The sequence below is a fragment of the Streptomyces sp. NPDC031132 genome (assembly GCF_055570595.1).
The window spans coordinates 104,921-117,060 of sequence record NZ_JBVIGX010000008.1; the positions used below are offsets into that span (position 1 = coordinate 104,921).

12 protein-coding genes are annotated in these 12,140 nt (G+C 74.1%); 6 read left to right on the forward strand and 6 right to left on the reverse strand.

Translation table 11 applies throughout. The features are described from left to right. Positions 1-98 precede the first annotated feature (98 nt). Together ACZ49B_RS14570 and ACZ49B_RS14575 are read right to left on the reverse strand one after the other, a co-directional pair. Positions 99-2,201: an ATP-binding protein gene (locus ACZ49B_RS14570; RefSeq protein ID WP_468305135.1), complete on the reverse strand. Its 2,103-nt coding sequence runs from the start codon at positions 2,199-2,201 to the stop codon at positions 99-101. 84 nt (positions 2,202-2,285) lie between these two features. Further along, positions 2,286-3,242 (reverse strand): fibronectin type III domain-containing protein, encoded by a 957-nt coding sequence (locus ACZ49B_RS14575; RefSeq protein ID WP_468305137.1) that lies wholly within the window; start codon positions 3,240-3,242, stop codon positions 2,286-2,288. A gap of 502 nt (positions 3,243-3,744) precedes the next feature. Between ACZ49B_RS14575 and ACZ49B_RS14580 the strand changes: the two genes are divergently transcribed. Together ACZ49B_RS14580 and ACZ49B_RS14585 are read left to right on the forward strand one after the other, a co-directional pair. Continuing rightward, positions 3,745-3,939, forward strand: a complete 195-nt coding sequence (locus tag ACZ49B_RS14580) for a hypothetical protein (protein WP_053790200.1) — start codon at positions 3,745-3,747, stop codon at positions 3,937-3,939. A gap of 151 nt (positions 3,940-4,090) precedes the next feature. Beyond that, positions 4,091-5,659, forward strand: coding sequence for a hypothetical protein (locus ACZ49B_RS14585; protein WP_468305139.1), 1,569 nt, complete (start codon positions 4,091-4,093; stop codon positions 5,657-5,659). 55 nt (positions 5,660-5,714) lie between these two features. Here the strand turns inward: ACZ49B_RS14585 and ACZ49B_RS14590 are convergent, their stop codons facing one another. The 3 genes from ACZ49B_RS14590 to ACZ49B_RS14600 form a co-directional block, all read right to left on the reverse strand. Next, on the reverse strand, positions 5,715-6,353 hold the full coding sequence (locus tag ACZ49B_RS14590; RefSeq protein ID WP_468305142.1) for a cytochrome b/b6 domain-containing protein: 639 nt from the start codon (positions 6,351-6,353) through the stop codon (positions 5,715-5,717). Further along, positions 6,337-7,002 carry a molybdopterin-dependent oxidoreductase gene (locus ACZ49B_RS14595; RefSeq protein WP_468305569.1) on the reverse strand — a complete coding sequence of 222 codons (666 nt, stop codon included), beginning with the start codon at positions 7,000-7,002 and terminating at the stop codon, positions 6,337-6,339. The genes ACZ49B_RS14590 and ACZ49B_RS14595 overlap by 17 nt, the downstream gene beginning before the upstream one ends. Positions 7,003-7,178: 176 nt before the next feature. After that, positions 7,179-7,847, reverse strand: coding sequence for a DUF6445 family protein (locus ACZ49B_RS14600; RefSeq protein WP_468305144.1), 669 nt, complete (start codon positions 7,845-7,847; stop codon positions 7,179-7,181). A gap of 145 nt (positions 7,848-7,992) precedes the next feature. On the opposite strand from ACZ49B_RS14600, the gene ACZ49B_RS14605 reads away from it, so the two are divergent. After that, positions 7,993-8,664, forward strand: coding sequence for a DUF2278 family protein (locus ACZ49B_RS14605; protein ID WP_468305147.1), 672 nt, complete (start codon positions 7,993-7,995; stop codon positions 8,662-8,664). Positions 8,665-8,671: 7 nt separating this feature from the next. On the opposite strand, the gene ACZ49B_RS14610 is transcribed toward ACZ49B_RS14605, so the two are convergent. Further along, positions 8,672-9,073 (reverse strand): LPXTG cell wall anchor domain-containing protein, encoded by a 402-nt coding sequence (locus ACZ49B_RS14610; protein WP_468305150.1) that lies wholly within the window; start codon positions 9,071-9,073, stop codon positions 8,672-8,674. 178 nt (positions 9,074-9,251) lie between these two features. Here ACZ49B_RS14610 and ACZ49B_RS14615 point away from each other — a divergent pair, with 178 nt between their 5' ends. From ACZ49B_RS14615 to ACZ49B_RS14625, 3 genes are read left to right on the forward strand one after another with little or no spacing between them, the layout of a single operon-like run. Continuing rightward, a complete protein-coding gene (locus ACZ49B_RS14615) occupies positions 9,252-10,499 on the forward strand; it encodes a sensor histidine kinase (RefSeq protein ID WP_468305153.1) in 1,248 nt (415 codons plus the stop codon). After that, positions 10,487-11,137: a LuxR C-terminal-related transcriptional regulator gene (locus ACZ49B_RS14620; RefSeq protein WP_468305155.1), complete on the forward strand. Its 651-nt coding sequence runs from the start codon at positions 10,487-10,489 to the stop codon at positions 11,135-11,137. The genes ACZ49B_RS14615 and ACZ49B_RS14620 overlap by 13 nt, the downstream gene beginning before the upstream one ends. Before the next feature lie 50 nt (positions 11,138-11,187). Continuing rightward, positions 11,188-11,952 carry a DUF4097 family beta strand repeat-containing protein gene (locus ACZ49B_RS14625; RefSeq protein ID WP_468305158.1) on the forward strand — a complete coding sequence of 255 codons (765 nt, stop codon included), beginning with the start codon at positions 11,188-11,190 and terminating at the stop codon, positions 11,950-11,952. Positions 11,953-12,140: the final 188 nt, after the last annotated feature.

Here is a 12,140-nt window from a genome sequence, read left to right on the forward strand (position 1 = left end):
AAGCCCGCACCCCGAGACCTGGACCTGCGCACACCGTCGGGCAGACCCCTCCCGTACTGACGGGAGCCCCGACGTCAAACGGCCCCACCGGCTGGAGTTCAGCCGGTGGACGCCGCCGTCCCGCCCAGGAACGCGGCCTCGTAGGCCTCGTCACCGATCGCCGCGCGGGCCTGTCGCTCGCCCCGGTCCCGCAGGGCCGTCAGCGAGGGTGAGCCCATCTGCGGCCGGCCGACGGTGCGCCACCAGGCGTGCCCGGTGCCCAGCAGTCGCGCCGCGAGCTCCCCGTCGCCCAGGGCCGCCACCGCCGCCGCGAGCATGTCCAGGCCGAGAGCTATTCCGAACCGGTCGCCGAGCAGCCGCTTGCCCGAGAGCATCGCCCGCACGTGGCGTGCCGCCTCCCCGTGGTGGCCGAGCCCGAGCGCCGCGACCGCCAGCACGTAGTCCGCGTACGCCCGCAGCCAGCGCTCGCCCAGCTCCGCGCACGCCTCGCGCAGCCGCCGTGCCTCCTCGGCGGCCTCGTCGAAGCGTTCCAGGTCGCACAGGGCATAGCTGGTGGCCAGCCGGCACAGGAGCCAGCCCGGCCCGCTGGTCCGGCCGCCGTGGCCGGCCCGCGCCCGGGGCCCCGCCAGCTGCAGGGCCCGTACGGGATCCCCGGGCATCAGCACCGAAACCGCGTGCAGGTACGCCGCGCGCAGCTCCGGCTCGGGATCCGCCAGCCGGGCCGCCGCGCGGGTGCACTCCGCGCCCAGCTCCCGGGCCGCGTCCATGTCCCCCTGGAGCAGGGCGGTCAGCCCGAGGGCCCAAACGGCCTGGGCGTACGCGGCACCCGTGCCGGGGGCCGTCTTCAGCGCCCGTTCCAGGAAGCCCCGGCCCTCGTGGACGTGCCCGCACGAGAACCAGAAGAACCACAGGGCCCCGGCCATCTCGAGCGCGGCCGCCGGGTCGGCGCCCAGGAGGTGCTCCAGCGCCGTCCGCAGCTGCGCGTGCTCGGCGGTCATCCTGCGGTACCAGTCCACCTGGTCCGGACTCAGCCAGCCCCGGTCGGCGGCCTGGGAGAGCGCCGCGTACCAGTGCGCGTGCCGGTCGGCGACCGTGTGCACCTCGCCGAGTTCCGTCAGCCAGTCGTGCCCGTACTCGCGGATCGTGTCCAGCATCCGGTAGCGGGCGCCCGAGCCGCGCTCCTGGCTGCGCCGCACGACGGACTTCGCGACGAGCCCCGCCAGCACCCGCTCCACCCGGGAGGCGGGCAGCGGGCCGCCCGAGCACACCGCCCGGGCCGCGGCGACGTCGAAGTCCCCGGTGAAGACGGACAGTCGGGCCCACAGCAGCCGTTCCACCGGCTCGCACAGCTCGTGGCTCCAGCCGATGGCCGTGCGCATCGTCCGGTGCCGGGGCTGGAGCACGGGCCGGCTGTCGGACAGCACGGCGAAGCGGGCGCCGAGGCGCTGCGCCGTCTGTTCGAGGGTCCACAGCCGCAGCCGGGCGCCGGCGAGTTCCAGGGCCAGCGGGATCCCGTCGAGGCGCCGGCAGACCTCGGCCGCGAGCGCGGCCCGTTCGGGGTCCTCGAAGGCTGCCGCGGCCTGCGGGGTCGCGGCCACGGCGCGGGCGCGGAAGAGGGCGAGGGCGTCGCTGTCGGGTCCCTCGCAGGGCAGCGGGCAGACCTCGACGACCTTCTCGCAGGGGCTGGCGAGCGGTTCCCGGGAGGTGACCAGGACCGTCAGTCCCGGTGCGGACTGGAGGAGTTCGCCCACGAGATGGCGGCACTCGGCCACCATGTGCTCGCAGGTGTCGAGGACGAGGAGCAGCTCCTTGTCGGCCATCCACGCGCACAGCTCCTCGTCGAGGGGGCGGGCGGAGTGGTCGGCCAGACCGACGGCGTGGGCGACGGTCATGGTGAGCAGGCCGGGGTCGCGCAGCGGCGAGAGCTCCACCCACCAGACCCCGTCGGGCCGGGCCTGTTCGGGGTCGGTGGCGGCCCGCAGGGCGAGCCGGGACTTGCCGACGCCGCCCACCCCGGTGAGGGTGATCAGCCGACGGGAGCGCAAGAGGCAGTGCAGCTCGGCGAGTTCGTCCTCCCGGCCGATGAAGCCCGCGGGGTCGGGCGGCAGGTTCCCCGGCAGGGCGCCGGGAGCCGGCTCGGGATCGCCGTCGGCCTCCGCGGAATCCGGCTCTTTTCTGTTGAACGCGTACTCACCGACCACGGATGTATTGTGCGCGATCTTCTTGTCCGGTAGTGCCGTTCGGTCCGTATTGCTGTCACCTTGCCGGGGCATCGGCCGTCCGCCTCATGGCACGAGTACGATGCGCCTTTCCGCGGAGAAGGCCCCCCAGTTGCCGTCGGGTAGCCGGGCGCGCAGCTTGAGCGTCCACGGCGTGCCGGCGGGCTCGGTCACCGTGAGCCGGTGTTCCACCCGGGCGGCCCCGGACGGGGGCACGGCGCCGGCACCGAACTGGATGACGGTCACGGGCCGTCCGTTGACGTGGAGTTCGTACTCGGCGGTCGGACGGCCGGTGTCGGGGGCGGTCCAGGTCAGCGTGACGGCGCCGGGGGAGGCGGTCGCGGTGAACTCGGCGGGCGCGGTGCCCGGACCCTGGCCGGCGGACGGCGGGGTGGTCACGTCCACCGCCGGGCCGTCGGGGGAGGAGTTGTCCGCGCCGTCGCGGGCGCGGACGGTGAAGGTGTAGACGGTGTCCGGCTGGAGGCCCGTCAGGGTGGTGCCGGTCTCGGCGGGGCCGGCCGTGTGGATCCGGATGCCGCCCTGGTAGACGTCGTACGCGGTCACGCCGGTGTCGTCGGTCGCGGGAGCCCAGGACAGGGTGGCCGCCCGGGGCCCGTCCGCCCGGCCCGTGGTGCGGGCGGGGGCGGTGGGGGCCCGGCGGTCCTCGGCCTTGGCCGCCGGGGTGGTGGCCGCGGCGGACGCGCTCGGGGCGGAGGCGTTGCCGGCTGCGTCCCGGGCCCGGACGGTGAAGGCGTAGGCGGTCTGCGGGGTGAGCCCGGTGACGTCCACCATCGTCTTGTCGGCCGGGAGCTCGCGCACCAGCCGGCCCGCCTGGAACACCTGGTAGTTGGTCACCCCGTCGGCCGGAGCCGCCGCCTGCCACATGACGTGCACGGAGGTGGCGCTGCCGGCCTGCGCCGTGATCCCGGCCGGGGCCGGCGGGGGCGTGGTGTCGGCTGCGGTGCAGGCCGCGAGCCCGGTGGCGGCCAGGCAGAGGGCGAGCAGGGGGGCGGTGCGTCGCACGGGGGGCCCTCCTCGGCATCCGCTTCCTCGTAAAGGTCTAGACATGTATGGCACGGGCGCGGGCGGCGCGGCAATACCCGTGCGGAAGTGGACGAGGCCGTACCCGAGTTGGCCGCGCGTGTCGCTCTCGGCGCGGATCTGCTCACCCCGCGCCCCACGAGGCCGACGACGGCCGGCTGCAACGCGCCCGTCCGGGCCGCGCCTTGGTGCTGCGCCGACGCCGGCCGGTCTGCGACGCGATGGTGGCGATGGAGGACGCCTCGACCACGGCCGCCCTGGTGGGGGTGGTCGAGGCGTCCCGCGCCGACACCGGGGCCGGCCTCCTCGCGGTGGGCCGCGATCCCGCCCTGCTCGCTCGGCGGCGCGGCCGTACGACCCGCCGGGAAGAGATCGTCAAGCACCGCTCGCCCGTCACGGACGGTCAACACCCGTACGGCGGACACGGGTTTCGCCCGAAGGCACCCCCTCCTGCGCCACGATGGCGCCGCCTAAGGAGGTATCGATGGTGATTTCGCTCTCCGTGGTCGTGCTGCTCCTCGTCCTCGCGTGGATCTTCATGCGCAGCGGCGGCCTCAAGTTCTCCCACGCGCTCGTCTGCGCGCTGCTCGGCTTCTACCTCGCGAGCAGCAGCATGGCGGCAACCATCCACGACGGCCTGTCGGCCACCGCCCAAGTGGTCTCCGGCCTGCGCCCGTAGGCGGGCGCCGGTCCGGCTTGATCGACTGTTGCGCCTTCGTGAATCATCCGGCTCTTCCATGGACTCCTCATGCGGTGCGATCTAGCGTCTGGCGGCGGCGCGATGTCATACGCACTGTCAAGAGGAACTGAAGAGAACGGAGGAGGTCCGGATGTTCCGAAGAGCGCTGAACTGCGCCGTGGTCCCCGCCCTCATCGTGTTCACGGCGATGCACGGGATCTCCCCGGCCCAGGCCGAGGAGATACCCCAGACCCCCGGCCACCGCCTGGTCGGCCACTACGACGGCGCCCCCGCGGAGGCCGCCCCGCTGCCCGGCGAAGCCCCGCCCCAGCACCCGTTCCTCGCGCCCAACGGCCGCAGCGGCATGCACTCCGACGCCGGGGGCAGCGCCACCTCCCCCTGGTCCGGGCCGCTCGGCAGGAACCCGCGGGTGACCAGCGAGAAGATCGCGGCGCTCGGCGGCGAATGCGCCACCGCCACCTTCGACACGGGCGGCAGGCTGGTCACGGTGTGCGGCACCTTCTCCGGCTTCAAGGTCAAGCTCCTCGATCCCCGCACGCTGGCCACGCTCGCGGAACACCAGCTCCCGCAGCGTTCCTCGACGGTCGAGGCGATCACCTCCCTCGACTTCTCGAAGATCTTCAAGGACACCTCGGGCGGCGCCTACTTCTACCTCGACAACGAGGACCGGGCCGTCCTGGCCGACTCCCGCCAGCACGTCCTGCGCCTCTCGCACACCCGGCAGCCGGACGGCAGCTGGACGTTCGCCGTCGACGACGACTGGGACCTCACCGGCCAGGTCCCGCACGACTGCGTCACCTGGACCAACCTGCGGCCCAGCGGCACCTGCGACCCCGTCACCTCCGTGATGCCCGACTGGGACGGCCGCATCTGGTGGGTCACCCGCCAGGGCCGCGTGGGCACCGTGGATCCGCAGACCTCGCAGATCCGCTCGATCCGCCTCCCCGGAGAGGAGATCCAGAACTCCTTCTCGGTCGCCGAGGACGGTGTGTCGATCGTTTCCGACCACGCCCTCTACAGCTTCCGCGCCGCCGCCGACGGCACCCCCGAGGTGCAGTGGCGCCAGACGTACGACCGCGGCACGGGGACCAAACCCGGCTCCGTGAACCAAGGTTCGGGCACCACCCCGGACCTCTTCGGCAACGGCTACGTCGCCATCACCGACAACGCCGACGACCGGATGAACGTCCTGGTCTACCGGCGGGGCGCGGACGTCCCGGCCGACCGGCGGCTGGTCTGCACGGTCCCGGTGTTCGGCAGCGGCGCATCGACCACGGACAACTCCCTGATCACCTGGGGCAACAGCATCGTCGTCGAGAACAACTACGGCTACGAGAACCTCACCAGCCTGCTGCTCGGCAAGTCGGTCGTCGGCGGCGTCAGCCGGATCGACGTCCGCGCCGACGGCAGCGGCTGCGACACGGTGTGGCAGAGCGGCATCCGCGCGCCCTCCGTCGTCCCGAAGCTGTCCACCGCGAACGGGCTGCTCTACTTCTACGACAAGGAGCCCAACGCCTGGGGGATCGACGCCTGGTACCTGACGGCGGTGGACTTCCGCACCGGCGAGCGCCGCTGGCGGCAGCTGACCGGCACCGGGCCCCTGTACGACAACAACTGGGCGCCGATCACCCTCGGCCCCGACGGCACGGCGTACGTCGGCGTCTTCAACGGCATCGTCGCGGTCCGCGACGGCGGCTGAGCCCGGGCCCCGGCGGGGCCCGGCCGGCGCGCGACCCGTGCCGGCCGGCCCCTCCTCACTGCTCGGGCCGTTCGGGCTGCCACAGCGGGTGCTCGCGCTCGGCCCAGGCGCGGCCGACGGACCCCGTACGCAGCCCGCGCCGGGCCTCGGGATCGGCCAGGGCCTTGCCGATGTGCGCGGCGAGCACGAGGCCGAGGGCGAGGGCCAGCCAGTCGTGGACGAACGTGGCGGCCGTGCGCCGGGCGACCGGGACGAGGCCGGTCCACCACATGAGCACGCCGGTGCCCGCCATGACCAGCACCGCCCCGGCCAGCCAGCCCGCGTACACCTTCTGCCCGGCGTTGAACTTCCCGGCGGGCCGCTCGGTCACGCGGTCGCGCCGCAGGGCGGCCCGCATCCAGACCCGGTCGTGCGGCCCGAACCGGCCGAGGCGCCGCAGATCGGCGCGGAAGGCCCGCGAGGCGAGCCCCAGCAGGAACGGTACGACGAGCAGCAGCCCGGCCCAGATGTGCACGGTGACGACGAGGTGGCGGCGGCCGACGAGTTCGGCGAGCGGCGGCAGGTACAGGCAGCCCGCCGTGGCCACGCACAGGCCCATCAGCGCGGCGGTGGCCCGGTGGATCCACCGCTCGGCGCGGCTGAACCGGAAGACCCGCTCGGCGTGCCGCTGCACGGGATCAGACGGTCGGGGCATCATCGCGTCCGTTCGACCGGCCGACCCACGCGTCGACGTCGTAGCCGAGGCGCTCCCAGTAGCCGGGTTCGACGTCACGGGTGAGGGTGATGCCGGAGAGCCACTTCGCCGACTTGTAGAAGTACATGGGGGCGACGTACAGCCGGACCGGACCGCCGTGGGAGTGGCCCAGCGGCTCGTCCTGCATGCGCAGCGCCACCAGGACGTCGTCCCGGCGGGCCTGGGGGAGCGTGAGGCTCTCCGTGTACGTGCCGTCGAAGCAGCTGAACCGGATGGCCCGGGCCTCGGGGCGCACCCCGGCGGCGTCGAGCAGCCGCGTCAGCGGCACCCCTTCGAAGGGCGTGCCGGGAACCCGCCAGCCGGTGACGCACTGGACGTCCCGTACGACCCGGGTCTGCGGCAGCTGCTGCAGCGCGTCGAGGGTGTACGCCATCGGGCGGTCGACCAGGCCGTCGACGGTGAGGCGGTAGCTCTCGGGGCCGCGTCGGGGGACGGAAGCGGCCACCGAGTAGTAACGGAACCCGCCGCCGTTCGGCAGCAGCCCGGTGAGGCCGGTGGGGTCCTTGTCGGCGGCGGCGCCGAGGAAGCTCTCGAAACCGCCCTGGAGGTAAGGGGCGCCGATCAGGCCGGCCGCGCCGAGCCCGACCATGCCGAGGACCAGGCGGCGGCCGACCGGCGCGCCCTGACCGTCGGGGTCGGGTGGTGCGGGTACGGGTGCAGGTGCTGGGCTCACGGGCCGATTCGACCACCGCCGGCGCCCCGGCACCAGGCCCGGCGGCAGTCCGTCAGACTTCCGTCACACTTGCCCGCGTCCCGCGCCGCTGTCTACGCCTGCCAGAAGAAGACGGCCGTCATCCGCTTCTCCTCCAGGGTCTGCCCGAAGTACCCGGTGGCGCTGTGGATCAGGTTCGCGGAGTAGAGCAGCAGCCGGTTGGCGCGGTGGGGGATCCGGACGTCCTCGGTGAAGGAGTCGGGGGACACGAAGCGGGTGCCCAGCGCGTCGACCAGGTTGTTGTGCGGTGCGATCACCTGGTTGCCGCCCAGGGCGCCGCCGGGCAGGCTCTGGCGGTAGAAGCTCGTCCCGCAGTCCTTCGGGACCTTCGGGTTGAGGTAGAGCACGGCGGCGTAGCGGCAGAGGGTCCGCGAATCGGTGTGCGGGCGCGGCTCGGATTCGCCCTCGCCGACGACCTGGACGCAGTTGTGGTTGAACGTGCCGCCGCCCGCGGGCCGTTCGGCCCAGATCTTCGGGGCGCCGGTCGACTTGCGCACCAGCCGCTCCACCAGGGCCAGTTCTTCGGGCTCGAGCCCCGGCATGGCGCGCAGCCCCGGCCAGCTCTCGGGCTTGTGCGGATGGCCCTCGGTCCAGTCGTCCTTGGCCAGGCAGCGCTCCCGTACGGCGCCCGGATCCGGCAGTACGTCGTCCAGTACCCAGTAGTCGCGCCCGCGGGTCGGCTTGCGGTACGGGAGGACCGGGAGGGGAGGAGGTAGGGGCATGAGAGGGACCGTAGCCACCGGGTCCGGGGCGGCTCGCTCCGGAGGCAGTCAACGTTCCGTCAAGTGTTCGCCATGGGCGCCGGATCGGCGCGGACACGCCAGGGTGGCGTCCGTCGACGGGCGGGCCGGGTGGTTCACTGGCGGCATGCCGCTCGAAAACTACGGAGTGCTGTCCGGAACCCTGCACCGCCACTTCCGCGACCGGCCCGACGACCAGGGCCGCTGGTTCCACGTCCACCTGGAGGTCGACACGCCCGCGGGCCGCTACGCGTGCGCCGTCGACGTGGACAGCAAGCAGTCCACGACCGGCGTGCAGTGGAAGGTCTTCACCCTGCACGCCTCGGTGCTCGACCCGGTCGCCTCGCCCGCACCCGGCTACCACGACCTCGCCCGGACGTCCGGATCCGGCGCGCTCGACTACCTCCGGCACCCGGCGCTCGCGGACCGCCCCGGCTGCCTCCTCGGCGGACACCCGCCGCAGTGGTACCAGCGCATCCTGGACCGGTTGAGCCCGCCCCGGCCCTGGATCTCCGGCTCCTACCTGGAGGCCTCCGCGGCGCTGGAGCCGATCCTCGTGCCCGGCCGGCCGGTCCTGGTCTTCGGCGAGCCCTTCGACGAGGGGCTCGGCATGCACAACATCCACCAGAACCAGGGCGACCCGTACGGCAGCCAGTGGTGGGCGGACAACGGCGTCTGGCAGGACGGGGCCACACTGACCCGGCGTCCGGACGGCCTCTTCGACGTGTTCGTCTCCAGGTTCTCCACCCAGAGGGAACCCACCGACGCCGACGGCCACCCCGTCCAGGCACAGCCGTAGGCGGAGCCTAGGCGGGGTGCGGGCGGCGGGCCGCCACCGCGGCGCACACCGCCGCGAGCGGCAGTTCCGCGCACACCGCCAGGGCCAGGGCCGTCGCCCGGGCACCGCCCGGAGCAGAGGTCGTCACGTCGAACCAGGCGTCCATCACCAGCAGCGCTGCCGTCGCCGCGGCCAGCGGCGCCGCGCGGGGATCGTGCCGCCTCAGCAGCAGCCCCGTACCGCTCAGTCCTGCGGCGAGCATCGCGTCCAGACCGATCCACGCGGTGGACCAGTTGGAGACCTCCGCGGTCTGCGGCAGCGTCTTCGCCAGCACCACCATCCACGGCAGGAGGGCCACGCCGGCGCCGCTGAGCAGCGTGGCCGGCCGGGGCGTGCGGCGGGCGTGGAAACGCGGGGCGACGAGGGTCATGGCGGTGGAGCTCCTTCCGGCCCCGGGGGTCCGTCCCCCGGGCACGGCGACCACTCTGGTCGTGCGGAAGATCGAAATCAGTAGCGGCACCGTCCGGACCGGGGGTGGCACTGGCTGCACCACCGGGCGGGCACCAGGGTGGTGGAGCGGCTCTGACCAGTGCGATTACCGTACGGGCATGGGACTTTCCGGGGCGCTGCGGCGCACCACCAGCTGGATGGCCGCCCACGCTCCCTGGTCGGCGTGGGCCTGGCGCGGCACCGCCTTCACGGTCGCCGGGATCCCGACGGCCCTGCCCGCCGTGGCCGCGTTCACGTACACGGTCGTGGCGCCGGGGCGCGGGGCGGCCGCACTGCTCGTGATGCTGCTCCTGAGCCCGCTGCTCACCCTGCTGCAACGCAGCCGGTTCCGGGAGCTGGTGGAGCTGGAGATACCCGCCGTCAGGTACGCGCACCGGCCGCTGCGCCCGCGAGGGCTGCTCGAACGGCTGCGCTCCGAGTCGACCTGGCGGCAGTACGGGTACCACCTGCTCGTCAGCCCGCTCGCCGGGGCCGGCGGGGCCCTGGTCGTCCTCGCCTGGGCGTGCGGGGTCGCCGGGGCCACCGTCTACGCCTGGTCGTGGCTGCTGCCCGTCGAGGACCGCGGCCCGGGCTGGACCCAGGGCTACGACGCCGTCACCGTACTGGGCGTCCTGCTCCTGCTGGCCGCCCCCTGGGCGGCCGCCGCCCTGGCCCGGCTCGACGCCTTCGCCGCGGCCGCCCTCCTCGGACCCAACCGGGCCAGGGAGCTGGAGCGCCGCGTCGAGGACCTCGCCGAGAGCCGGGCCGGCGTCCTCGACGCCGCCGACCTCGAACGCCGCCGGATCGAAAGGGACTTGCACGACGGCGCGCAACAGCGGCTGGTCGCCCTCGCCATGAACCTCGGGATCGCCCGCGCCACGCTCACCGACCTGCCGCCCGAGGCGAAGGCCGTGATCGACGAAGCCCACCGCGAGGCCAAGGAGGCCATCGAGGAGCTCAACAGCCTGGTACGCGGCCTGCATCCGGCCGTCCTGGAGGACCGCGGACTCGACGCGGCCCTCTCCGGGATCGCGGCCCGGGCCCCCCTGCCCGTCGAACTGACCGTGGAGCTGGCGCACCGGCCCGGTCCCACCGTCGAGGCCGTCGCCTACTTCGTCGTCTCCGAAGCCCTCGCCAACGTCGCCAAGCACGCCAAGGCCTCCCGCTGCCGCGTCGAGGCCCGCCGGGACGCCGACCTGCTGCGCATCACCGTCACCGACGACGGGGTGGGCGGCGCCGACCCGGCCCGCGGCACCGGGCTGGTGGGCCTGCGCAAACGCGTAGGGTCGGTCGACGGAACCATTCTGATCAACAGCCCCCTCGGGGGCCCGACCGTCGTGACTGTGGAGCTGCCGTGCGGGCTGTGATCGCCGAAGATTCGGTGCTGCTGCGAATAGGGCTGGTCAAGGTCCTCGAAATGGCCGGGTTCGAGGTGGCCGCGGAGACGGGGGACGCCGAGGCCCTGCTCGCCGCCGTCGCCGAACACCGGCCCGAACTCGCCCTGGTCGACGTCCGCATGCCGCCCGGCTTCACCGACGAGGGCGTGCGCGCTGCCCTCATGATCCGCCGGCAGTGGCCCGGGACCTCGGTGCTGCTGCTTTCCCAGTACGTGGAGGAGCGCTACGCCGCCGATCTGCTGGCCAGCCGGACCGGGGGCATCGGGTACCTGCTCAAGCAGCGGGTCGCCGACGTCGAGGAGTTCATCGACGCCCTCAAGCGGGTCGCGGCCGGCGGCACCGCGCTCGACCCGCAGGTCGTCTCGCAGCTGCTGCTGCGGCGCGGGGGCATCGACCCGTTGGAGCGGCTCACCCCGCGCGAGCGGGAGGTGCTCGCGCTGATGGCCGAGGGGCGCTCCAACGCGGGGATCGCGGCGCAGCTCGTCATCAGCGAGAGCGCGGTCGCCAAGCACATCAACAACATCCTCGCCAAGCTCGACCTGCCGCAGGCCGACGGGGATCACCGGCGGGTGCTGGCGGTCCTGCGCTTCCTGGACGGGACCTCGTGAGCGGGGGCGGCGGCGGACGCGGCGACGCAGACGGGTGGCGTCCGCGGCGGGTGGCGTGGATCGTCGCCGCGGTCCTGAGCGCCGTGTTCGTCGTCGCCCCGGCCGCCTGGCAGGTCTGGGCGTACACGTCCACCGAGAGCGGGACGCTGAGCGGCGGCAGCGGCGAACGGCCGGTGGCCGCGGTGGAGATCGATGCGGGTGGCGCCGACGTACGGGTCACCCCCCGTTCCGACGGGCAGGTGGTGTACCGGGCCGAGGTGCGCTGGTCGCTGACCGCTCCGGAGATCGAGGAGAGCTGGCTCGGCGACACCCTGAAGCTGACGCCGCGCTGTCCGGCGGTCGGGGCCGTCGTGGAAACCGGCCTCGGCTGTTCGGTCGACCTGGGCATCACCGTGCCCGCCGGCCTACCGGTGAAGGTGAGCGCGGGCTCCGGCACGGTGGACATCAGCGGGCTGGGCGGCGCCGTCGACGCCGAGGTGGGCGCCGGGCAGCTCCGGCTGAGCGCGCTGCGCGGACCGCTGCGGGCGAGCGTCGGCTCCGGCTCGCTCGAAGCCTCGGGGCTCACCTCGCCGCAGGCCGAGCTCAGGGCCGGGGCGGGCTCGGCCGTCGCCCGGTTCGCCGCCCCGCCGCAGCAGGTCACCGCCCGGGCGGGCGCGGGCCACATCCGGCTCACCGTGCCCACGGCCACCCGGTTCCGGGTCACGGACCGGGCGGGGACGGGCCGCTGTGACGTCGCCCCCGGTATGGACGACCCCGCCGCGCCGGGCCGGCTGGACATCTCGGCGGACTCGGGCCGCGCCGAGGCGGGCTACTGAGGGCCGTGCCTTCACGGGGCCACGCCCGAACGGCGGCGGGGAGGGGGGAGGGGGGGGGGAGGGGGGGGGGGGGGGGGGGGGGGGGGGGGGGGGTTGGGGGGGGGGGGGGGGGGTGGGGGTGGACTGCGAGGTGAGCTGTCGGGTTCGGACGGGAGATGTCCGGCGGCACATGAGCGGAACATGTACGG

Bases quoted from the DNA above. Each gene is read 5' to 3' on its own strand.
- ACZ49B_RS14580 (WP_053790200.1), top strand. From the start codon at position 3,745: ATGGTGATTTCGCTCTCCGTGGTCGTGCTGCTCCTCGTCCTCGCGTGG.
- ACZ49B_RS14585 (WP_468305139.1), top strand. From the start codon at position 4,091: ATGTTCCGAAGAGCGCTGAACTGCGCCGTGGTCCCCGCCCTCATCGTG.
- ACZ49B_RS14590 (WP_468305142.1), bottom strand. From the start codon at position 6,353: ATGCCCCGACCGTCTGATCCCGTGCAGCGGCACGCCGAGCGGGTCTTC.
- ACZ49B_RS14595 (WP_468305569.1), bottom strand. From the start codon at position 7,002: ATGGTCGGGCTCGGCGCGGCCGGCCTGATCGGCGCCCCTTACCTCCAG.
- ACZ49B_RS14600 (WP_468305144.1), bottom strand. From the start codon at position 7,847: ATGCCCCTACCTCCTCCCCTCCCGGTCCTCCCGTACCGCAAGCCGACC.
- ACZ49B_RS14605 (WP_468305147.1), top strand. From the start codon at position 7,993: ATGCCGCTCGAAAACTACGGAGTGCTGTCCGGAACCCTGCACCGCCAC.
- ACZ49B_RS14610 (WP_468305150.1), bottom strand. From the start codon at position 9,073: ATGACCCTCGTCGCCCCGCGTTTCCACGCCCGCCGCACGCCCCGGCCG.
- ACZ49B_RS14615 (WP_468305153.1), top strand. From the start codon at position 9,252: ATGGGACTTTCCGGGGCGCTGCGGCGCACCACCAGCTGGATGGCCGCC.